The sequence below is a fragment of the Rathayibacter sp. AY1F4 genome, assembly GCF_002931775.1.
GTDB lineage: Bacteria > Actinomycetota > Actinomycetes > Actinomycetales > Microbacteriaceae > Rathayibacter.
Map to the genome: position 1 here is coordinate 108012 of NZ_PSVE01000002.1, position 21650 is coordinate 129661.

Here is a 21650-nt window from a genome sequence, read left to right on the forward strand (position 1 = left end):
AACGCCGTTACAGGGTATGAGCGCGACCTTGTCCACCCCCTTGCGCACCCCCCGATCAGGTGGCGGGTTTTGACGGGCTCCCGGCGGAGGATGCGACCCCTTTTCCCTGCATAATCAGAGGGCGTCGACAGGGGGTCGGCGCCGCAGAAGAGAAGTCCGGGGGGACCTCATGGTCGCATCGATCTCCTGGGCTTTCTCGGGAATCCGAGAACTCGAGAATCTCGGTCCGCGCATCGTCGTCAAACCCGGCACCGTTCCGAGCATCACCGGTTCGGGATTCGGCACCGCCGATCTGAGCGTCGTGCTGATGACGGTCTCGCCGCTGCGCGTCCTCCGCGGGACGTGGCCGGCCGACGACACCTCCTTCCTCACCTTCAGCTTCCTCATCGACGGCTTCGTGCGCATGGTCGCGCCGGACCGAACGGTGCTGCTGCGTCCGGGCTCGATCTCGTACCAGCAGGGGACCACGACGTTCACGACCGAGTCGACGACACCGGCCACGATCCTCCACCTCTCGCTGCGGGCCGACGAGATGCGCCGCTACGGCTTCGACACGTCGGCCCCGGTCTACGCGCTCGATCCCGACGCCCGGTCCACCCGCGCCGCATACGCCTTCACGACCGCCTTCGCCCTCGCGGCGGAGTCCGGGACGGGGCTGCCCGGCGAGGGCGAGGTCACCGGCTTCGCCCACGTGGTCAAGCAGCTCCTCACCAGCGCGTTCCTCGCGGCGGCGTGCTCGCAGCCCGGCACCACGAGCGTGCGCGCCGCCACGCTCGGGCGCGCGCGCACGGTCATCGACCGGACGCACCGCACGCCGCGCTGCACCCCGGAGGCGGTGGCCGACGCGGTCAACGTGTCCACCCGCTCCCTCCAGCGGCTCTTCGAGGACGCGGGCACCACGGTCGCGAGCGAGATCGAGCGCTCCCGCGTCGCCAGCGCCGTGGAGCTCCTGCGCCGCCGCCCGCGGGAGGTCCCGCTCGAGGCGATCGCCGCCGCGTCCGGATTCTCCTCGGCGGACCACCTCCGCCGTGCGCTCAAGCGCCGCGAGGGGCTCACCCCGAGCGACATCCGCGGCAGGATCGCACGCCCCGCCGACGGATCGGCAGCCGGCGAGGTCGTGCGGCTCCAGCCCCCGCTCGCCGACGCTCGCCGGGCGTAGCCGTTCACCCCGGGGCTGTCGGCCTCGTGGAGCATCGAACCCGACGAGCAACGTCCGGACGAGCCCTCTTCGGCGCGCAGAGCAGCGGCCCGGCCTCCACCGGGCGCCGTCAGCCGCAGCCGCAGCCGCAGCGGGCTGCAGGCCGGGTCAGCCCGCGCAGTATCCGAGCTGGACGGTAGATCCCTGCGGGACGTCGCCCGGAGCCAGGGACTGGGTCGTGATGGGCGGGTTCGCCCGGGTCGCGTCGCAGGTCTCGTCCGGGACCTCGACCCCCACGAGCTGCAGCTTCTCGGAAGCGAGGGTGGCCAGCGCGCTGCTGAGGGGCGTCCCGACGAGGTCGGGGAGCGTGACCTGGCCGGAGGAGACGGTGAGGTCGACCGGCGTGCCCGGGGCAACCTGCTGGCCCGCTCCGGGGGAGGCGGAGAGCACGACGTCGCCCGGGACGGTCGGCGAGTTCTCGCGGGTCTGAGAGCCCTCGACGAAGCCGACGGTGGTGAGCGCGTCGATGGCCTCGGCGAGGCTCCGCCCGACGGTGTCCGGCACGGCGACGGGCTGCGGGCCCTGGGACACGACGATGCGGATGACCGTCTCGGGCGCGACGATGGTGCCCGAGCCCGGATCCGTGCGGATCACCTCGCCCTCGGGGACGGTCGAGCTGTACTCCGCGACCTGGCTCGGCACGAGATCGAGCTCGGTCAGGGTCGACTGGGCGCTATCGTAGGTGGTCTCCGTGAGGGTGGGGACCTCGCGCGACTGCGACGGCAGTGTCGACGCGGGCTGGAGCGTCAGCACCCAGATCACGAGCGCGGCGACGATCACGGCCAGCACGACGATCGAGGACCAGATCCAGAGGACCGGCGGGCGGCGCTGGGTGCGGACGATCGAGTTGTCCTCGGCCAGCTGGCGGAGGGCGAGCTCGGAGTCGTTGACTCCGCCCTGGCTGCGGGCCGCGAAGAGCGAGGTGGTCAGCTCGTCGATCGGGCGGTGGTCGGGGAGGCGTCCGGCGGCGGCGTCGCGCAGGTCGTCGCGGAACTCCGCAGCTCCCTGGAAGCGCTCGTAGCGGTCCTTCGACAGTGCGCGGGCGACGACCGCGTCGAGCGCCGGCGTGACGGCCGGGTTGATGGAGCTCGGCGCCGGCGGCGTCTCGCTGACGTGCTGGTAGGCGACTGCCACCGGGGTGTCGCCGCGGAAGGGCGCACGGCCGGTGAGGAGCTCGAAGAGCACGATGCCGGCGGAGTAGAGGTCGCTGCGGGCGTCGACCTGCTCGCCCTTCGCCTGCTCGGGGGAGAAGTAGGCCGCGGTGCCGAGGATCGCCGTGGTCTGAGCGACCGTGGCGGCCGAGTCGGAGACGGCGCGGGCGATCCCGAAGTCCATCACCTTCACCTGGCCCGACGGGGTCAGCATGATGTTGCCGGGCTTGATGTCGCGGTGGACGACGCCTGCGCGGTGCGAGTACTCGAGGGCGGTGAGGATGCCCTCCGTGATGCGGACGGCCTCGTCCACGTCGAGGGGGCCCTCGGCGATCAGGTCCTTGAGGAGGCGGCCCTCGATGTGCTCCATGACGATGAAGGGCCGGCGCGACTCGGCGCCGTTGTCGTCGAGCGAGACCTCCTCGCCGGCATCGAAGACCCGGACGATCGTGGGATGCGACATGCGCGACGCCGACTGCGCCTCCTGGCGGAACCGCAGGCGGAAGGCGGAGTCGGAGGAGAGGGAGAGCTTCAGCTCCTTGATGGCGACGGTGCGGCCGAGCCGGGTGTCGGTGCCGAGGTACACCTCGGACATCCCGCCGCGGCCGAGCCGGGGCCCGACCTGGTACCGTCCCGCGATCAGGCGACCCTCATCCGTCACGCGCACGCTCCCGCCCTGTACTTCCGTGTGGTGCGGCCCCGAGGAGCCACGGCAAGTGTACCTATGGGCCCCTGGTGTTCCGGGCGGGGGCGCGACGCGACGGCCGCGAGGCGCCGGGCCGGAGCGGTGCCCCGGCCCGGCGCGCCGCCGCTACTCGGAGGGGGTGGGCGTCGAGGTGGCCTTCGAGGTGGGGGTCGGCGCCGGGGTCGGAGCCGGCTCCTCGACGGTGACGGAGAGGGTGGGCGAGGCCGCCGACTCCGACTCGCCGCAGAGCACGGTGTACGTGACGTCGATCGTGCCGGCCGTGGTGCCGGCCTGGATCGTCGCGGTCGTCGAGTTCGACGGGTTGGTGCTCGTCACGCTCGCGCCCTCACCGGTCGCGGTCACCCGGTAACCGCTCACGGAGGTTCCGCTCGGGCACTGGTTGTAGTTGCTCCAGGTGACGTTGAACGTCGCGCCCGCCTCGACGCTGGAGGCGGCGGGGGTGACGGTCGGCACGGCGGTCGGCGCGTCCGGGGTCGCGACCTCGGTGAAGACGGAGACCTCGATGGTCGTGCCCTTCACCACGTTCGCGGTGGGGTTCACGTCCTCGACGAGTCCGACCTGCTCGGCGGTGGGGGCGCTCGGGCCGTCCGCGCGGCGGACGCCCATGCCCAGGGCCTCGAGCTCGGTCTCGACGTCGTCGAAGGAGCGCCCGACGTAGTCGGCCTTGTCGATGACGACCGTGTTCGAGGTCGGCGTCGGCGTGGGGCTCGGAGTCTCGGACGGCGTCGGCGACGGGGCCGTGCTGGTCGTCGCGGTGGGGGAGGCGGCCGGGTCGCTGCTCCCGCCGGTCGTCAGGGCGAAGATGGTGCCCGCGATGACGACGGCGAGGATCACGATGAGGGCGATCAGCGGCCAGGTCCACGGGCTGCGCCTGCGCGGCTCCTCGGCCGGCTCGAGCGGCTCCTCGATCGGCACGAACGGAGCGGCGGCCGCGGCCGCGGCCGCGCCGGAGGGCAGCACCGTGGTCGCCTGCGTCGCGCCCTGGTTGGAGGGGAGGACCGTGGTCGCCTGCGTCGCGGGAAGGTCGCTGAGGACCGCGGGTACGGCCAGCGCCGCTCCGCGCACGTCGCCCGAGCGCAGCGCCTGGGCCGCCCGCGCGAGGTGCGCGGCGGTGGCGGGGCGGTCGGCCGGCTTCTTGGCGATGCAGGAGTAGACGAGGTTGCGCACCGGCTCCGCGACGGTGACCGGCAGCTCCGGCGGGGTGTCGTTGATCTGCGCCATCGCGATGGCGACCTGCGACTCGCCCGTGAAGGGGCGGCGCCCGGCCAGGCACTCGTACGCGACGATGCCCAGCGAGTAGATGTCGGTGGCGGGGGAGGCGGGCTGGCCGCTCGCCTGCTCCGGGGACAGGTACTGGACCGTGCCCATGACCTGGCCGGTCGCCGTCAGCGGGACCTGGTCGGCGATGCGCGCGATGCCGAAGTCGGTGATCTTGACGCGGCCGTCCGGCGTGATGAGCAGGTTGCCCGGCTTCACGTCGCGGTGCACGAGGCCCGCGGCGTGCGCGGCGTGCAGGGCGAGCGCGGTCTGCGCGACGATGTCGAGGACCTTGTCGGTCGAGAGGACGCGCTCGCGCTCGAGGACGGTCGAGAGCGCCTCGCCGGGGACGAGCTCCATGACCAGGTAGGCCGAGCCGTCCTCCTCGCCGTAGTCGTAGACGTTGGCGATGCCCTCGTGGTTGACCAGCGCCGCGTGGCGGGCCTCGGCGCGGAAGCGCTCGAGGAAGCCGGGGTCGCCGAGGTACTCGTCCTTCAGGATCTTGATCGCGATGGTGCGGCCGATGACGAGATCTGTCGCCTGCCACACCTCTCCCATGCCGCCGATGGCGATCCGGGACTGCAGCTCGTAGCGTCCCCCGAAGGTGAGGCCTGTCGTGGGTCTCATTTGTTCAGCACCGCCTCTAGTACCTGTTGTCCGATGGGTGCGGCGATCAGGTTGCCGTACCCGGTCTGGCCGAGCCCTCCACCGTTCTCCACGAGCACGGTGATGGCGTACTGCGGGTCGTCCGCGGGCGCGAAGCCGGTGAACCAGAGGGTGTACGGGTCGTCCCCGCCGTTCTCGGCGGTACCGGTCTTACCGGCCACAGTGACGCCCCCTATTGTTGCATTCGTCGCCGCGCCGCCCTGGACGCTGGCGACCATCATCGCCTTGACGGCGTCCGCGGTCTGCGTGCTCACGGCCCGGCCGAGCGACTTCTCCTGGAACTGCTGCAGCACGCTGAGGTCCTGCGAGCGGATCGAGTCGACCAGGTTCGGCTGCATCACCTCGCCGCCGTTCGCGATCGCCGCGGAGACCATGGCGATCTGCAGCGGCGTCGCGCGCACCTCGTACTGCCCGAAGGCGGTGAGGGCCGTCTGGGCGTCGTCCGTCTTCGTCGGGTAGGTGCTCGCCTCGACCGACATCGGGATCTCGAGCTCGGTGTCGAAGCCGAACTTCTCGGCCTGCGAGCGGATCGCGTCCGCTCCCAGCTGCACGCCCATCTCGGCCATCGGGACGTTGCAGGAGAGCGAGACGGCGGTGGCCAGCGTGACCGTCTCTCCGGAGCCGCAGAGACCGCCTCCGGAGTTGATCACCTGCGACGAGGAGCCGGGCAGCGTGTAGGACTCGACGTTGGGGAAGCTCGAGTCGGCCGTGAAACGGCCGGACTCGAGGGCGGCCGAGGCCACGACGAGCTTGAAGACGGAGCCGGGCGGATTGAGCGAGCCGCCGATCGCCCGGTTCACGAGGGGCTCGGAGGAGTCGTCGTTCAGCGCCCGGTAGGCGGCGAGGACGTCGTCGGTGTCGTGGGAGGCGAGCGCGGTGGGATCGAAGGCGGGCTTCGAGACCATCGCGAGGATGCGGCCGGTGGCCGGCTCCGTCACGACGACGGCCCCCGTGTAGTCGCCGAGCGCGTCGAAGGCGGCCTGCTGGGCGACCGGGTCGATCGAGAGCTCGACCGACGCGCCCTTCGGGTCCTGGCCCGTGACGAGGTTGTTGATCTCGTCGAAGAACTGCGAGTTCGAGGTGCCCGAGAGGTAGTCGTTGAGCGTGCGCTCGATGCCGGTGGTGCCCTGGTTCAGGGTGAAGTAGCCGGTCACGGCGGAGTAGAGCGGGCCGTTCGCGTACTGCCGCTGGAACTTGTAGAGGTCGTCCGACGGCGTCGAGGAGGCGATCGGCTGACCGCCGGCGAGGATCGCACCGCGCTCTGTCGAGAAGCTCTCGTAGAGGGTCCGCGTGTTGCGGCCGTCCTCGTCGAGGGAGTCGGCCTGGATCACCTGGATGGTGGTGGTGGAGAGGAAGAGGGCCACGAACATCGTCAGCACGACGAGGCTCACCCGTTTGAGTTCTCGGTTCATCGACGGATCACACCACCAGACGAGGCTGACTGCGGACTGTGTCGGACAGGCGCAGCAGCACCGCCACGATCATCCAGTTCGCCACGAGGGAGGAGCCGCCGGCGGCGAGGAACGGCGTGGTCAGGCCGGTCAGCGGGATGACGCGGGTGACGCCTCCGATGACGATGAAGCACTGCAGGGCGATCACGAACGAGAGGCCGACTCCCAGGAGGCGCCCGAAGTCGTCCTGCCCGGCGAAGCCGATGCGGAACCCGCGCGAGACCAGCAGGAGGTAGAGGCCGAAGATCGCGAAGAGCCCGGCGAGGCCCAGCTCCTCGCCGAGGCTGGCGATGATGTAGTCGGACTGCGGGACCGGCGTGAGATCCGGCATCCCCTGGCCGAGGCCCGTGCCGAGCAGCCCGCCGTGCGCGAGGCCGAAGAGGCCCTGCACGAGCTGGTAGCTGCCGCCCGGATCCGCCCCGTAGCGCTCGGCGCTGAAGGGCTCGAGCCAGTTGGCGAAGCGGTTGCCCACGTAGTCGAGCGTCTGGCTCGCCAGCAGCGCGCCGCCGAGGAACAGGCCGACGCCGATGAGGACCCAGCTGGTGCGGCCGGTCGCGACGTAGAGCATGACCAGGAACAGGCCGAAGTAGAGCAGAGCCGTCCCCAGGTCGCGCTGGAAGACGATGACGCCCATCGTGACCGCCCAGACCACCAGGATCGGGCCGAGGTCGCGCAGGCGCGGGAAGCGCATCCCGAGGACGGTGCGGCCCACCATCGAGAGGGAGTCGCGGTTGCGCACGAGGTAGCCGGCGAAGAAGACCGCGAGGGCGATCTTGGCGATCTCGCCGGGCTGGAAGCTCGCCACGTCGCCGATCCCGATCCAGACGCGCGCGCCGCTGACCTCGCGGCCGATGAAGGGCAGGAGCGGCAGCAGGAGCAGCACGATCGCCGCGAACCCGGCGACGTAGGTGTAGCGGAACAGCACGCGGTGGTTGCGGATGACCAGCAGCACCACGATCGCCGCCACGACGGCCAGGGCGCTCCAGAAGATCTGCCGCACCGCCACCGACTCCCAGCCGGTCGCGCCGTCGGCGATGTCGATCCGGTAGATCTCGGCGACGCCCAGGCCGTTCAGCACGGTGGCGATCGGGAGGAGGAAGGGGTCGGCCGCGGGGGCCGCGAAGCGCAGCACGACGTGCACGGCGAGCACGAGCGCCGAGAGGCCGGCGCCCAGCGAGACCAGCGTGGTGTCGATCGAGCCGAGGGCGCCGAGCTGCACGAGCACGATCGCGCCGGCGTCGATGAGGCATGCGCCGATCAGGAGCAGGAGCTCGAGATTGCGCAGCTTCTGGCGGAAGAAGCCCTGCCGCTCGGGGGCGGGGCGGGCGGTGGCCGTGGCGGCGTCCGTCATGGTGCTCCGTTCGCGTCCGTGAGGCGCTCGACGATGTCGACCGCGCCGGCGTAGGAGTCGGCGCTGATCGTCTGCTCCAGCTGCTCGACGTCGTAGGCGCGGAGGGAGTCGAGCGGGATGCCCGTGTCCTCCTTCACCTCCGAGAGCGAGAGCGGGCCGACCGACTGCTGGATGCCCTGGTAGATGATCACGGTGTCCCCGTCGGTGCCGACGTAGAAGCGCGACTGCGTCCAGTCGTAGGCGAAGAGGATCCCGAGGAATCCGATGATGAGCACGAGGGACAGGCCGACGAGCCAGGTGATGCGGCGGCGCAGGTGCCGGCGGCGGTCCTCCTCGATCAGCTCGTCGAGGTAGTCCTCGGACGCGGGCTCGAAGTGGGTGGGGCCCTGCGCGGCGGGAGCCCGGGTGTGCAGGCGGAGGCCGGGGATCCGGACGCGGTTCTGCGAGTCGTCGGTGCTGAAGGGCGTGGGCGCGGCGGCCGATCCGACGACCACCGGCTCCTCCACGGGGGCGAGGATGCGCGCGGTGTCGCCCGCCCCGGGGATGTCGAGGACGACGACGGTGACGTTGTCCGGGGCGCCGTGCGAGAGGCTGTCGCGGATCAGGCGGTCGGCCACCTGCTGGGCGGTCTCGTCGCGGCTGAGCTCCTTGAGGATCTCGTCGTGCGGGACGACGCCGGAGAGGCCGTCGGAGCAGATCAGCCAGCGGTCGTGCGGCTCGGTCTCGAGCGTGAGCGTGTCGATCTCGGGGTTGGTGTGCACGTCGCCGAGGACCCGCATCAGGACGGAGCGGCGCGGATGCGTCATCGCCTCCTCCTCCGTGATGCGGCCGGAGTCGACGAGGCGCTGCACGAAAGTGTGGTCGGTCGTGACCTGCTCGAGCCGGCCGTCGCGGAGGACGTAGATGCGGGAGTCGCCGATGTGCGCGATCGCCACCGACTCGCCGACGCGGGCGATCGCGCTGACGGTGGTGCCCATGCCGGTGAGCTCGGGGTGGTCGACGACGGCGTCGGCCAGCAGGGTGTTGGCCGCCAGCAGGGTGCGCTTGAGCTCGTCCTCGGCCTCGTAGGTGGAGGCGTAGACGCGGTCCGCCTCCGCGATGCGCTTGATCGCGATGGAGGAGGCGACGTCGCCGCCCGCGTGGCCGCCCATGCCGTCGGCGACGACGAAGAGCTGCCGGCCCGCGTAGCCGGAGTCCTGGTTGTTCGAGCGGATCCTGCCGACGTGCGAGACGGCGGCGCTCTCGCGCACCGCGCCGTGGCCGGAGCCGCTCTCCGGAGTGGGGGCCACGCGCTACGACCGCCGCAGTTCGAAGGTGGTGGTGCCGACCTTCACGGGCGTGTCCAGCGGCACCTTGGTGGGCGCGCCGACACGGCGGCCGTCGAGGAAGGTGCCGTTGGTGGAGTCGAGGTCCTGGATCATCCACTCGTCGTTCCAGAGGAGCAGGCGCGCGTGGTGGGTCGAGGTGTAGTCGTCGCGGATGACCAGCGTCGACTCGGCGGAGCGGCCGATCGTCAGCGGGTCGCCGGTCAGCTCGAGCTCGGTGCCCCGCTTGGGGCCCGAGGTGATCACGAGGCGCTGCGCCGTGTGGACCGTGGCGGCACCTCCCTGCTCGGCGCGCTCGGCGGCGGCCTCGCGGCTCCTCCGGGCCGAGGGGGCCGATGGGGAGGCGGGCTGCGCGGGCGCGGGAGCCGGGGCGGCCGCAGCGACCACGGGCTGGGCCGCCGTCACGAACGGGGCCTCGGGGGACGCGGCCTGCGCGCCGGGCGGCAGCTTGCGCACGCGCTGCCCGAACAGGTCGGAGCGCAGCGCGTAGACGATGCCGAACACGAAGAACCACAGCAGCGCGAGGAACGCGATGCGCAGGAGGAAGAGAGTGAGCTCGCTCATAGCCGGTCGTCCCAGAATCCCTCGGAGCCGCGTCCGGCTGCCCTGCCGGACGACGGGCGGTCGGTGCGTGCGGGCGCGGAGCCCTGCACGACGCGGTAGACGATCGAGGTGCGCCCGATCGTGATGGTCTGCTCGGGGGCCAGGGGCGCCTGCGTGACGGGCCGGCCGTCGAGCTTGGAGCCGTTCGTGGACCCGAGGTCGTGCACCTGGGCGCGGGAGCCGTCCCAGAGGATCTCGACGTGCTTGCGGGACGTGCCCGAGTCGTCGACGGTGATGTCGGCGTCGCTGCCGCGGCCGATGACGGTGCGCGCCTTCGTGATCGGGTGGCGCCGGCCGTCGATGTCGAGGACGGGCGTGTAGGCGACGGTGCCCTTCACGCTGCGGGAGTCGACCTCGACCATGCCGTCGCTGAGCGCCGGATCGACGGCGAGCGAGATGTCGATCGGGCCGGGGAAGCGGAAGCCCTGCTTGGTGGCGTGCTCGGTGGCGACCGTGGTGAGCTCGTCGATCAGGGTGGCGCCGAGGCGCTGCATCCGGTCGAGGTCGGTCGCGGACATCCGCAGGACCAGGCTGTTGGGGACGAGGATGCGGTCGCGGCTGACCACGGCGGCGGAGGTGTCGAGCTCCCGGCGGAGGGCGGAGGCGAGCTCGACCGGCTGCAGACCCGACTTGAAGGTCCGCGCGAACGCGCCGTTGACGACGCGCTCGAGTCCCTTCTCGAAGTTGTCCAGTATGCCCACAGTCTTCCGATCTTCCGGTTCTTCGCCTTCTCGGCGGTCGCGCACGGATCGAGATGTCTGCGCGCCCGTCGCCGCTTCCTCTTCTTGGTCTGCGCCGCGCACGGCTACGGGCATGTTACTGGGATGGTCTGGATGCGCGATCCTCCGCGGTGGTTTCGCGGCCGGAGTGCCGTGTGCGCGCTCTCACCGGGGCGGCCCGGTGGCGGCTCCCGGGGGAGCGACGGCCCGGGGCGGCGGGTGCCGGTTCGGCTCGGAGGCCGGGGGATGCTACGATTTCTCGTCGGCGCTTCGGTGCCGCTGGTGAGCGCGAGTGGCGGAATAGGCAGACGCGCACGGTTCAGGTCCGTGTGCCCGAAAGGGCGTGGGGGTTCAACTCCCCCCTCGCGCACCAGAATTCATGAGAACCGGAGTTCATGAGAACCGGGTTCGAGAGAACCGGAGAGAAGCCCCCGATCGGATGTCCGGTCGGGGGCTTCTCCCGTTCCCGGGTGCGGGGCGCCGCGGGGCGGGCTCCTGTCGTGTCGTTCTCGCGGACGGCGTCCCGCGGAGGCGCGGTGTTCACCGGGAGGTCGGCGGGAGGTCGTCCGTCGCGGGCACGCTCGCGGGGTGATCGCCCTCCGTGCCGACGTGTCCGCCCTCGATCCGCGGGCGCTGCCCGAGCTGCTCCGACGTCTCCGCCGGCACCGGAGCGTGCAGGTGGGGGAGTGCCAGTGGATCACGGTGCTGCCCGGATCGGGCCCGGTGCTGCTGACGGCGGGCGACCGGCTCGTGCTCGACCTGCTGATCGAGCGGCGCGCGCTGCTCCCCGTGGTGATCGACGCGCTCGAGGCGGAGCTGCGCAGCGGCGGCTTCCGCGAGCGGATCGCGCTGCGCTGGAGCACGCCGGACACGGTGCCCGTGCCGCTGCGCTGACGAGCCGCGGTCAGCGGCGGGTGAGCTCCACGACCGGGATGGTGCGGGTGGTGCGCTTCTCGTAGTCGAGGAAGCCGGCGGAGGCGGTGGTGAAGCGGGCCCAGCCTGCGTCGCGCTCCTCCCCGGCGAGGACGCGCGCCCGGACGTCGACGGTGCCGTCGTCGGGGGTCTCGATCGCCAGGTCCGGGTGGGCGATCATGTTGTGGAACCAGGCGGGGTGCTTCGGCGCACCGGCGGCGGACGCGGCGAGCAGCCAGACGTCCTCGGAGGGGTGCAGCGCCATCAGCGGAGTCACGCGCTCCTCACCGGAGCGGGCGCCGCGGTGGTGCACCAGCACGAGGCTCCTCCCGAAGCCGCCCGTGGTCACGGTCCCGCCGTTCGCGCGGAACTCCTCGATGATCGTGTCGTTCCAGTCGGCCATGCTCGTCCTCCTCGACGCGGTGCCGGCACTCGAGTGCCGGGGTCAGGCGCGGGCGCCCAGAGCGTCCTCGCGGCTGCTGCTCCCACCCGGCGGCTGCGCGCCCCCGGTGACGGCGGCGGGATCCGCCAGCGCCCGCCGCCAGGGTAGCTCCGCGGCGCCGACGAGTTCCAGCCTCGAGCGCAGGGCGGCTCGCTCGATCCGCACGCCGCGCGCGAGGTCGCTCAGGGCCCGGGCGGAGACGCGGGCGGCGAGGCGCTCGCGGTCGACGGTGAGCAGCGAGCCGAGGAAGCCGCCGAGCACGACCGCGGTGGGGTTGAAGAGGTTGATGTAGGTGGACAGGCCCTCCGAGAGCAGGTCGACCTGGCGGGCGACCTCGCCGAGGACGGCGGGGTCGCGGGAGGTGCCCAGGGCGATGTCGAGCTCGTCCTGGTCGAGGACGCGGGCGCCGAGGACGTCGAGGAGGGAGCGCATCCGGACCTCGGCCTCCAGGCAGCCGCGCCGGCCGCAGCCGCAGAGGCGGCCGTTCGTGGCGACGAGGGTGTGGCCCAGCTCGGCCGCGAACCCCGAGGAGCCCTGGAGCGGGACGCCGCCGATGATGACTCCTCCGCCGATGCCGCCCGCGCCGCCGGTGACGTAGACGACGTCGGCCACGCCGTGCGCGGCTCCGAAGAGGGACTCGCCGATGGCGCCGAGGGTCGCGTCGTTGCCGACGGCGACCGGGAGGTCGAGGGCGCGGCTCAGCTGGGTGGCGAGGTCGACGTCGCGCCAGCCCAGGTGCGGGGCGCGGTGGACGAAGCCGGAGTCGGCCTGGACGAGGCCGGGGACGGCGACGCCCGCGCCGACCAGCGTGCGCAGCGACTCCCGCTCGGAGCGGAAGCCCTCGACGATGCCGGTGACGACGCGGACCACCGTGGCCGGGCTCGCGGGCTTGGGGGTGTCGAAGCGGACGCGGCGCAGCAGCTCGCCGTGCAGCCCGACGAGGCCGACGATGATCGCATCGGTGTCGAGGTGGACGCCCACGGCCGCGAACCGGTCGCCGGGGACGACGGTGGCGCTGGGGCGGCCGATGCGGCCGTCCGGCGCGGTGGTCTCCTCCGCCACCCAGCCGAGCTCGCTCAGCTCGCCGACCAGGTTCGCGACGGCGGAGCGGTTCAGCCCGGTGAGGCGGCCGAGCTCGGCGCGGCTGGTGGGACCGGAGCGGTGCACCAGCGTCGCGAGGCTCGCGAGGTTCGTGCGGCGCAGCAGCGCGTTGCTGGAGGCTCCGACTGCTCCTGCCATGATCGCCTGCCTGTCGCTGGACCCCGACGGGTCTCGGATGCACTCGGGCGCGGCTCCCCCGAGGAGAAGCCGCGCCCGAGAACTGTAGAAGAGAAGGACGAGGAGCGCCGCTGGGCGGCGCCCGGCGTTCGCCTAGCGGCCGCCGGCGCGGCGCTTGTTGAAGATGTCGAACGCCACCGCGAGCAGGAGCACGAAGCCCTTGATCGCCATCTGCCAGGCCGCGTCGACCGAGAGGATGGAGAGGCCCATGTTGAGCACGCCCATCACGAGTCCGCCGATGACGGCTCCGACGACGGTGCCGACACCTCCCTGGACGGCGGCGCCGCCGATGAAGACCGCGGCGATCGCGTCCAGCTCGTAGTTCTGTCCGGCCGAGGCGACCGCACCGCCGGCGCGGGCGGTGCTGACGATGCCCGCGACTCCGGCCAGTGCGCCCATGTTGACGAAGATGAAGAAGTTCACCCACTTCGTCTTGACGCCGGACATCATCGCGGCGAACAGGTTGCCGCCCATCGCGTAGATGTGGCGGCCGAAGACCGTCCGGCCGAGCACGAAGCTGTAGGCGAGGATCAGCACGGCGAGCACGATCAGGATGATCGGGGTTCCGCTGTAGCCGGCGAGCAGCCAGGAGAGGGCCATGATCGCGATGACGGCGATGGCCGACTTCGCGACCAGCGAGCCGATGGGCTCGCGGGGCAGCTCGAGGCGGCGGAGGGTCGCGCGGCTGCGGAGCTGCTGGGCCACGAGGACGACGCAGACGATCAGGCCGAGGACCAGGGTGAGCGCGTCGCGCCCGGCGATGCCGCCGAGGACGCCCGGCAGCCAGCCGGCGCCGATCGCGGTGAACTCGGTGGGGAGGCCGTTGATCGTTCCGCCGGTGAGGAGGACGAGGGTGAAGCCGCGGAAGATCAGCATGCCCGCGAGGGTCACGATGAACGCCGGTATGCCGACGAAGGCGACCCAGAAGCCCTGCCATGCTCCGACGGCGGCGCCGGTGACGAGGGCGACGACGACGGCCGCCCACCAGGGCAGGCCCCAGTTGTTCATCGCGATCGCCGAGATGGCGCCGACCATCGCCACGACCGAGCCGACCGAGAGGTCGATGTGGCCGGCGATGATGACCATCACCATGCCGATCGCGAGGATCAGCACGTAGGCGTTCTGCTGGATCAGGTTGTTGACGTTGCCGGGCAGGAGCAGGCGCCCGCCGGTCAGCACCTGGAAGAGCAGGATGATGATGGCCAGCGCGGCGAGGATGCCGTACTGCCGGAGGTTGATGTTCAGCCGGCGCGAGCGCTTGGGCGGGGTGGAGGGCGTGTTGGCGGGCGTGTCCGCCGGCGCTGTGGTGGTCGTGGCGCTCATCGGGCCTGTTCCTTTCCGGCGGTCATGTAGTGCATGAGGTGCTCCTGGGTGGCGTCGGCGCGATCGATCTCGCCCGTGATCCGTCCCTCGGAGATGGTGTAGATGCGGTCGGCGAGGCCGATCAGCTCGGGCAGCTCGGACGAGATGACGACGACCGCCTTGCCCTGGGCCGCGAGCTCGTTGATGATCCCGTAGATCTCGTACTTGGCTCCCACGTCGATGCCGCGGGTGGGCTCGTCGAGGATCAGCACGTCGGGACCGGAGAAGATCCACTTCGAGAGGACGACCTTCTGCTGGTTGCCGCCGGAGAGCTTCCCCGTGACGGCCGAGACGGTCGGCGCCTTGATGTTCATCTTCGATCGGTACGAGTCGGCGACCTTGTACTCGCGGTGCTTGTCGATCACGCCGAGCCGGGCCAGGCGCGAGAGCGCGGCGGCCGAGACGTTGACGGTGATGTCGCCGATGAGGTTGAGCCCGTAGCGCTTGCGGTCCTCGGTCGCGTAGGCGAGGCCGTTGCGGATCGCCTCGTCGACGGTGCGGGTCTGGATCTCCTCGCCGTCCTTGTAGACGCGGCCGGAGATCCCGGTGCCGTAGCTCCTCCCGAAGATGCTCATCGCGAGCTCGGTGCGTCCGGCGCCCATCAGGCCCGCGAAGCCGACGATCTCGCCGGCGCGGACGGTGAAGGAGGCATCGTCGACGACCACGCGATTGATGTCGACGGGGTGGTGGACCGTCCAGTTCTCGACGCGCAGCTTCTCCTCGCCGATCTGCGGGTCGCGCGGCGGGAACATGCTGTTGAGGTCGCGGCCGACCATCGCGCGGATGATCCGGCTCTCGGACGCCTCCTCGCCGGCCATCGGGAAGCTCTCGATGGTGCGGCCGTCGCGGATGATCGTGACGGTGTCCGCGATGGCGCGGATCTCCTTCAGCTTGTGGCTGATGATGATGCAGGTGATGCCCTGCTTGCGGAGCTGGTCGATCAGGCCGAGCAGGTGGTCGCTGTCCTCGTCGTTGAGGGCGGCGGTGGGCTCGTCGAGGATGAGGAGCTTCACCTCCTTGGCGAGGGCCTTGGCGATCTCGACGAGCTGCTGCTTGCCGACGCCGAGCTCGAGGATCTTGGTCGCGGGGCTCTCGGCGAGGCCGACGCGGGCGAGCAGCTTGGCCGCCTCCGCGTTGGTCGCGTTCCAGTTGATGACGCCGCGGGTCGACTTCTCGTTGCCGAGGAAGATGTTCTCGGCGATGGAGAGGTAGGGGCTGAGGGCGAGCTCCTGGTGGATGATCACGATGCCGTCGGCCTCGCTGTCGTTGATCGACCGGTACTGCGCCTCCTCGCCCTCGAACTCGATGGTGCCCTCGAAGCTGCCGTACGGGTACACGCCGGAGAGGACTTTCATCAGGGTCGACTTGCCGGCGCCGTTCTCGCCGCAGATGGCGTGGACCTCGCCGGGCTGGACCGAGAGCGAGACGCCGTCGAGGGCGCGGACGCCGCCGCCGAACTCCTTGACGATGTCGCGCATGATGAGGATGGGACTGGCCAACAGGGCCTCACTTCGTTGGGGGGGAGTGGTGTGCGGACGGGGAGGCGGGGGCGGGGAGGATCGCTCCTCCCCGCCCCCGCCCGACGGATCAGAGTCCGACGTCGCCGGCCTTGAGGAAGCCGGAGTCGACGAGGACCGACTGCACGTCGTCCTTCGTGACGACCTGCGGCTCCAGCAGGTAGGACGGGACGACCTTCTCGCCGTTGTCGTAGGTCTCGGTGTCGTTGACCTCGGGCTCCTCGCCCGCGACGATCGACTGCACCATCTGGAAGACGCGGTCGCCGAGGGTGCGGGTGTCCTTCCAGACCGTCATGGACTGCTCGTCGGCGAGGATCGCCTTGACGTTGGCCTTGTCGGCGTCCTGGCCGGTGATGACCGGGTAGTCGGCGCCGGGGGTGTAGCCGGCCGACTTCAGCGAGGCCTCGATGCCGATCGCCAGGCTGTCGTTGGGGGAGAGCACGACGTCGACCTTCTGGCCGCCGGTGTAGAAGGAGGAGAGGCGGTTGTCCATCTCGGACTGCGCCTTGTCGGAGGCCCAGCCCTGGATGCCGATCGAGGCCCAGTCGTCGTCCGACGCGGGCGACTTGCCCGACGGGACGGTGAGCTTGCCGCTCTCGATGTAGGGCTGCAGGACGTCCCACGCGCCGGAGAAGAAGAACTTCGCGTTGTTGTCGTCGGGGCTGCCGGCGAAGGGCTCGAGGGTGAAGGGGCCCGCGGCGTTCTTCAGGTCGAGGGTCGACTCGATGTACTGGCCCTGGAGCTGGCCGACCTTGTAGTTGTCGAAGGTCGCGTAGTAGTCGACGTCCGCGGTGCCGTTGATGAGACGGTCGTAGGCGATGACGGTGGCGTTCTGCTTCTTCGCCTCGGCGAGGACGGGCGCGAGCGCCTCGCCGTCGATCGCGGCGATGACCAGGATCTTGGAGCCGCCGGCGATCTGGTTCTGGATCTGCGAGATCTGCTGATCGGTCTTGTTGTCGGCGTACTGGAGGTCGACGGTGCAGCCGTCGCCCTCGAGCTGCGACTGGAGGCCTTCTCCGTCGTTGATCCAGCGCTCGAGGCTGCGCGTGGGCATCGAGATGCCGACGGTGCAGTCGCCTTCCGCGCCGGCGCCGGCAGCGGCGCCTCCGGAGTTGGCGGGGCTCGCGGAACAGGCCGCGAGGCCGAGGGAGATGATGCCGGCGGCGGCCAGCGTGGTGATGCCGCGGGAGAACTTCATGGAGTGCATTCCTCTCTGAAAGCAGTGTCCGAGGGAGAGGACGACAAGAGGCGTGCACGTGTGGCGCACGTCGTCGTGTCGTCGCCCGGGAGGGCGGGAGAGCCCCGAGGGGCTTTGTCCACGGAGAGAACATATTCCTTCGATCGGGGGGAGTAAAGCGCGGGCGGCGAATTTGTCCAGGCGATGCCGAAATGTGATCTTCGGGACGCCGATCCCCGCCGTTGCTGCGGGAGAACGCTCTCACCGCTCGGCTCCCGCCCGGCTCGCGCCCCTCCGCCGGGCGCCCGTCGCCGTCCGCGTGAGGGAAACGCGAGGACTCCGGGCCGGGCCGTAGGGGAACCGTGAGGACCGCTCTGAGGGGCCCCCGCGAGGTGTTGCATCGCTTCCTGTGCCGCTTCCCGGCAGGCGTCCGGTCCCGGGCGTCGTCCGCTCCCCGGATGGAGTCCTCCGTGCTCGACCTCGCCTACCTCCTCGGCGTGCTCGCCCTCTTCTCGCTCATCGCTCTCGCCGCGAAGGGGGTCGAGCGGCTGGGCGGACCGCCCCCCTCGGCGACCCGCGGGACCCGCGAGAAGGAGGCGGGCCGGTGATCGTCTTCGACGCCCTCGCGGCCGTGCTGGCGCTCGCCGCCGTCGTCTACCTCGTCGCGGCCCTGATCCGACCGGAGCGCTTCTGATGGATCCGCTCCTCGCCGTCCTCCAGGTCGCGACCGTCGGCCTGGCCGTCGCCCTCCTCCACCGCCCCCTCGGCGACCACATGTTCCGCGTCTACACCTCGACGCGCGATCTCGCCCTCGAGCGCGGCGTCTACCGCCTCATCGGGGTCGACTCCGCGGGCGAGCAGAGCTGGCGCGCCTACCTCCGGGCGGTGCTGGCCTTCTCTCTCGTCGGCGTGATCTTGCTCTACGGGATGCAGCGCCTCCAGGCGGTCCTGCCCGGCTCCCTCGGCCTGCCCGCGGTGCCGGAGGGGCTGGCGTTCAACACCGCAGTCTCGTTCGTCACCAACACCAACTGGCAGTCCTACTCCCCGGAGGCGACCCTCGGCTTCGCGGTGCAGCTCGGCGGCCTCGCCGTGCAGAACTTCGTCTCGGCGGCCGTGGGCCTTGCCGTGGCGGTGGCGCTGATCCGCGGATTCGCGCGCCGCTCCTCCGGAACGCTCGGCAACTTCTGGGTCGACCTCGTGCGCGGCACACTGCGCCTCCTGCTGCCCCTCGCGGTGGTGGCGGCGGTCGTGATGATCGCGGGCGGCGTGATCCAGAACCTGAACGGCCCGCTGACGGTGACCACGCTCACCGGCGGCGAGCAGAGCATCCCGGGCGGCGCGGTGGCCTCGCAGGAGGCGATCAAGCTGCTCGGCACCAACGGCGGCGGCTACTTCAACGCCAACTCCGCGCATCCGTTCGAGAACCCCTCGGCGTGGGTGTCGCTGCTGCAGATCGTGCTGATCCTCGCGATCCCGTTCTCGCTGCCGCGCACCTTCGGCCGGATGGTCGGCGACGTGCGGCAGGGGCGCGCGATCCTCGCGGCGATGGCGACGATCTTCGTCGTGTCGCTCGCGGCCCTCACCGCGCTGGAGGCGGCGGGCGGCGGATCCGCGGCGCAGGCCGCCGGAGCCGCGATGGAGGGCAAGGAGACGCGCTTCGGCATCGCCGGCTCCGCCCTCTACGCGACCGCCTCGACGCTCACCTCGACCGGCGCCGTCAACGCGATGCACGACTCCTTCACCGCGCTCGGCGGCATGCTGCCGATGCTCAACATGATGCTCGGCGAGGTCGCCCCCGGCGGCGTCGGCTCGGGCCTCTACGGGATGCTCGTGCTCGCGGTGCTGGCCGTGTTCGTCGGCGGGCTGCTGGTCGGCCGGACGCCCGAGTACCTGGGCAAGAAGCTCGGCCCGCGCGAGATCAAGCTCGCGAGCCTCTACATCCTCGTGACGCCGACGCTCGTGCTGGCAGGCACGGCCCTGAGCTTCGCGATCCCGGCGGTGCGGGAGGACGTGGAGAGCACGTCGATCCTGAACCCCGGGCTGCACGGGCTCTCGGAGGTGCTCTACGCCTTCACCTCCGCGTCCAACAACAACGGCTCGGCGTTCGCGGGGCTGACAGCGAACACGCCCTGGCTCAACACGGCGCTCGGCGTCGCGATGCTCCTCGGCCGCTTCCTCCCGATCCTGCTGGTGCTCGCCCTGGCCGGCTCGCTCGCGGCGCAGTCGCCGGTGCCCTCCAGCGCCGGCACGCTGCCCACCCACCGGCCGCAGTTCGTCGGCCTCCTCGTGGGCGTCACGGTCGTCGTGACCGCGCTCACCTACTTCCCCGTACTCGCGCTGGGCCCCCTGGCGGAAGGACTGCGACTCCGATGACCACTGCACTCACCGAGGCCCCCGCGGAACCCGCGCGCCCCACCCGCGCCGCCCTCGGGCCGCGCCAGCTCGCCGCTGCCCTCCCCGGAGCGCTGCGCAAGCTCGATCCGCGCCTGATGTGGCGCAACCCCGTGATGTTCATCGTCGAGGTCGGCGCCGTGCTGACCACGGTGCTGGCGATCGCCGAGCCGTTCCTCGGCGGGCCGGAGGAGTCGGGCGGATCGACGGTGCCCGTCACCTTCACGGCCGGCATCGCGATCTGGCTCTGGCTCACCGTGGTGTTCGCGAACCTCGCGGAGTCGGTGGCCGAGGGCCGCGGCAAGGCCCAGGCCGAGAGCCTGCGCGCCACCCGCACCAGCACTCCGGCCCGGCGCGTGGTCGACTACGACCCCGCGGACCCCTCCGCCCTGTCGGCCCGCCTGGTCGAGGTCTCCTCGGCCGAGCTGCAGCTGGGCGACGTGGTCGTGGCGGAGGCGGGCGACCTCGTCCCCGGCGACGGCGACATCGTCTGGGGCATCGCCTCCATCGACGAGTCGGCGATCACCGGAGAGTCGGCGCCGGTCGTCCGCGAGAGCGGAGGCGACCGCAGCGCGGTGACGGGCGGCACGCGAGTGCTCTCGGACCGGATCGTGGTGCGGATCACCTCCCGGCCGGGCGAGACCTTCGTCGACCGGATGATCGGCCTGGTCGAGGGCGCGTCGCGGCAGAAGACGCCGAACGAGATCGCGCTCGACATCCTCCTGGCGAGCCTCTCGATCGTGTTCGTCGTGGTCGTGCTGACCCTCAACCCGATCGCCTCGTTCGCGGGAGCCTCCGTGAGCGTCCCGGTGCTGGTCGCCCTGCTCGTCTGCCTCATCCCGACCACCATCGGCGCCCTCCTCTCGGCCATCGGCATCGCCGGCATGGACCGCCTCGTGCAGCGCAACGTGCTCGCGATGTCCGGCCGGGCCGTGGAGGCGGCGGGCGACGTCACGACGCTCCTGCTCGACAAGACGGGGACGATCACCTACGGCAACCGCCGTGCGGTGGCGTTCCTCCCCCTCGACGGAGTGGCGCAGGCCGCCCTCGTCGACGCGGCCGCCTCCTCCTCGCTCAGCGACCCGACGCCCGAGGGGAAGTCGATCGTCGACCTCGCGGGCGACTCGGGCCGCCCCGCCGTCGAGCCCGCTCAGGCCGCCGTGGTGCCCTTCACCGCGCAGACCCGGATGAGCGGGCTCGACCTCCCCGACGGCTCCTCCATCCGCAAGGGCGCCGGCTCGGCCGTGCGTGCCTGGGTGGAGGAGGAGGGACCGCTGCCGTCCGCGGTCGCGGCGCGCCTCATGGTGCTCGTCGACGGCGTCTCGGAGAGCGGCGGCACGCCCCTGGTCGTCGCGGTGAAGGACGCCCACGGCGCCCGCCTGCTCGGCGTCGTGCACCTGAAGGACGTGGTGAAGGACGGGCTCGCCGAGCGCTTCTCGGAGCTGCGCGCGATGGGCATCCGCACCGTGATGATCACGGGCGACAACCCGCTGACCGCGAAGGCGATCGCGGCGGAGGCGGGAGTCGACGACTACCTCGCCGAGGCGACCCCCGAGGACAAGCTCGCCCTGATCCGGCGCGAGCAGGAGGGCGGCGCGCTGGTCGCGATGACCGGCGACGGCACCAACGACGCCCCGGCCCTCGCGCAGGCCGACGTGGGCGTGGCGATGAACACCGGCACCTCGGCGGCGAAGGAGGCGGGCAACATGGTCGACCTCGACTCCGACCCCACCAAGCTCATCGACATCGTGCGGATCGGCAAGCAGCTGCTGATCACCCGCGGCGCGCTCACCACGTTCTCGATCGCGAACGACGTGGCGAAGTACTTCGCGATCATCCCGGCGATGTTCGCGGGGGTCTTCCCCGGGCTCGCGGTGCTGAACGTGATGCAGCTGCACTCGCCGGCCTCGGCGATCCTCTCGGCGATCGTGTTCAACGCGCTGGTGATCGTCGTGCTGATCCCGCTCGCGCTGCGGGGAGTGGCGTACCGCCCGGTCGCCGCCTCGCGCATCCTCAGCCGCAACCTCCTGGTCTACGGGCTGGGCGGAGTGATCGCTCCGTTCCTCGGGATCAAGCTCGTCGACCTCATCGTCGCCGCGATCCCCGGCTTCTGACCCGCCCGACCCGACCACCGAAGACAGAGA

General features: G+C 71.4%; 18 protein-coding genes and 1 tRNA gene. 7 read left to right on the plus strand and 12 right to left on the minus strand.

The genetic code is table 11. The features are described 5' to 3' along the window. Positions 1 to 169: 169 nt before the first annotated feature. Positions 170 to 1159 (plus strand): helix-turn-helix domain-containing protein, encoded by a 990-nt coding sequence (locus C5C59_RS01470; RefSeq protein ID WP_104237772.1) that lies wholly within the window; start codon positions 170 to 172, stop codon positions 1157 to 1159. Between the two features lie 147 nt (positions 1160 to 1306). Here C5C59_RS01470 and pknB read toward each other — a convergent pair whose 3' ends face one another. The 7 genes from pknB to C5C59_RS01505 form a co-directional block, all read right to left on the minus strand. Next, the gene (pknB, locus tag C5C59_RS01475) at positions 1307 to 3010 is read right to left on the minus strand and encodes a Stk1 family PASTA domain-containing Ser/Thr kinase (RefSeq protein WP_104237778.1); all 1704 of its coding nucleotides are present in this window, start codon (positions 3008 to 3010) and stop codon (positions 1307 to 1309) included. A gap of 150 nt (positions 3011 to 3160) precedes the next feature. Continuing rightward, positions 3161 to 4939: a protein kinase gene (locus C5C59_RS01480; RefSeq protein WP_104251208.1), complete on the minus strand. Its 1779-nt coding sequence runs from the start codon at positions 4937 to 4939 to the stop codon at positions 3161 to 3163. Further along, a complete protein-coding gene (locus C5C59_RS01485) occupies positions 4936 to 6390 on the minus strand; it encodes a penicillin-binding protein 2 (RefSeq protein ID WP_104238016.1) in 1455 nt (484 codons plus the stop codon). Before C5C59_RS01485 ends, C5C59_RS01480 begins: the two co-directional genes overlap by 4 nt. A 7-nt stretch (positions 6391 to 6397) precedes the next feature. After that, the gene (locus C5C59_RS01490; protein ID WP_104225777.1) at positions 6398 to 7780 is read right to left on the minus strand and encodes an FtsW/RodA/SpoVE family cell cycle protein; all 1383 of its coding nucleotides are present in this window, start codon (positions 7778 to 7780) and stop codon (positions 6398 to 6400) included. Then, complete coding sequence (locus C5C59_RS01495; RefSeq protein WP_244229533.1) at positions 7777 to 9069, minus strand: Stp1/IreP family PP2C-type Ser/Thr phosphatase; 1293 nt, start codon at positions 9067 to 9069, stop codon at positions 7777 to 7779. The genes C5C59_RS01490 and C5C59_RS01495 overlap by 4 nt, the downstream gene beginning before the upstream one ends. A 3-nt stretch (positions 9070 to 9072) precedes the next feature. Beyond that, positions 9073 to 9669: an FHA domain-containing protein gene (locus C5C59_RS01500; protein WP_104225776.1), complete on the minus strand. Its 597-nt coding sequence runs from the start codon at positions 9667 to 9669 to the stop codon at positions 9073 to 9075. Beyond that, positions 9666 to 10409, minus strand: coding sequence for a DUF3662 and FHA domain-containing protein (locus tag C5C59_RS01505; RefSeq protein WP_104225775.1), 744 nt, complete (start codon positions 10407 to 10409; stop codon positions 9666 to 9668). The genes C5C59_RS01500 and C5C59_RS01505 overlap by 4 nt, the downstream gene beginning before the upstream one ends. A 304-nt stretch (positions 10410 to 10713) precedes the next feature. On the opposite strand from C5C59_RS01505, the gene C5C59_RS01510 reads away from it, so the two are divergent. Both C5C59_RS01510 and C5C59_RS01515 read left to right on the plus strand, forming a co-directional pair. After that, positions 10714 to 10800: transfer RNA gene (locus C5C59_RS01510), tRNA-Leu, on the plus strand. 215 nt (positions 10801 to 11015) lie between these two features. Then, entirely contained in the window at positions 11016 to 11321 is a 306-nt protein-coding gene (locus tag C5C59_RS01515; protein ID WP_104238015.1) for a hypothetical protein, read from the plus strand. A gap of 10 nt (positions 11322 to 11331) precedes the next feature. Here the strand turns inward: C5C59_RS01515 and C5C59_RS01520 are convergent, their stop codons facing one another. The 5 genes from C5C59_RS01520 to chvE all read right to left on the minus strand — a co-directional run bounded on the left by C5C59_RS01520 (position 11332) and on the right by chvE (position 17136). Next, entirely contained in the window at positions 11332 to 11742 is a 411-nt protein-coding gene (locus C5C59_RS01520) for a nitroreductase/quinone reductase family protein (RefSeq protein WP_104238014.1), read from the minus strand. Positions 11743 to 11784: 42 nt separating this feature from the next. Next, on the minus strand, positions 11785 to 13020 hold the full coding sequence (locus tag C5C59_RS01525; RefSeq protein ID WP_104222655.1) for an ROK family transcriptional regulator: 1236 nt from the start codon (positions 13018 to 13020) through the stop codon (positions 11785 to 11787). 132 nt (positions 13021 to 13152) lie between these two features. Then, the gene (mmsB, locus tag C5C59_RS01530) at positions 13153 to 14382 is read right to left on the minus strand and encodes a multiple monosaccharide ABC transporter permease (RefSeq protein ID WP_104222654.1); all 1230 of its coding nucleotides are present in this window, start codon (positions 14380 to 14382) and stop codon (positions 13153 to 13155) included. Beyond that, complete coding sequence (gene mmsA / locus C5C59_RS01535; RefSeq protein ID WP_104222653.1) at positions 14379 to 15899, minus strand: multiple monosaccharide ABC transporter ATP-binding protein; 1521 nt, start codon at positions 15897 to 15899, stop codon at positions 14379 to 14381. Before mmsA ends, mmsB begins: the two co-directional genes overlap by 4 nt. Before the next feature lie 109 nt (positions 15900 to 16008). Further along, positions 16009 to 17136 carry a multiple monosaccharide ABC transporter substrate-binding protein gene (gene chvE, locus C5C59_RS01540; RefSeq protein ID WP_374952918.1) on the minus strand — a complete coding sequence of 376 codons (1128 nt, stop codon included), beginning with the start codon at positions 17134 to 17136 and terminating at the stop codon, positions 16009 to 16011. Positions 17137 to 17573: 437 nt separating this feature from the next. On the opposite strand from chvE, the gene C5C59_RS17120 reads away from it, so the two are divergent. Genes C5C59_RS17120 through kdpB form a run of 4 tightly spaced genes read left to right on the plus strand, consistent with a single transcriptional unit; the run spans position 17574 to position 21620 of the window. Continuing rightward, positions 17574 to 17723 (plus strand): hypothetical protein, encoded by a 150-nt coding sequence (locus C5C59_RS17120; protein WP_167299012.1) that lies wholly within the window; start codon positions 17574 to 17576, stop codon positions 17721 to 17723. Then, the gene (gene kdpF / locus C5C59_RS01545; protein WP_068209492.1) at positions 17720 to 17809 is read left to right on the plus strand and encodes a K(+)-transporting ATPase subunit F; all 90 of its coding nucleotides are present in this window, start codon (positions 17720 to 17722) and stop codon (positions 17807 to 17809) included. Before C5C59_RS17120 ends, kdpF begins: the two co-directional genes overlap by 4 nt. After that, entirely contained in the window at positions 17809 to 19488 is a 1680-nt protein-coding gene (gene kdpA, locus C5C59_RS01550) for a potassium-transporting ATPase subunit KdpA (RefSeq protein WP_104238013.1), read from the plus strand. The genes kdpF and kdpA overlap by 1 nt, the downstream gene beginning before the upstream one ends. Continuing rightward, entirely contained in the window at positions 19485 to 21620 is a 2136-nt protein-coding gene (gene kdpB / locus C5C59_RS01555) for a potassium-transporting ATPase subunit KdpB (protein WP_104238012.1), read from the plus strand. Before kdpA ends, kdpB begins: the two co-directional genes overlap by 4 nt. The last annotated feature ends 30 nt before the right edge of the window (positions 21621 to 21650 follow it).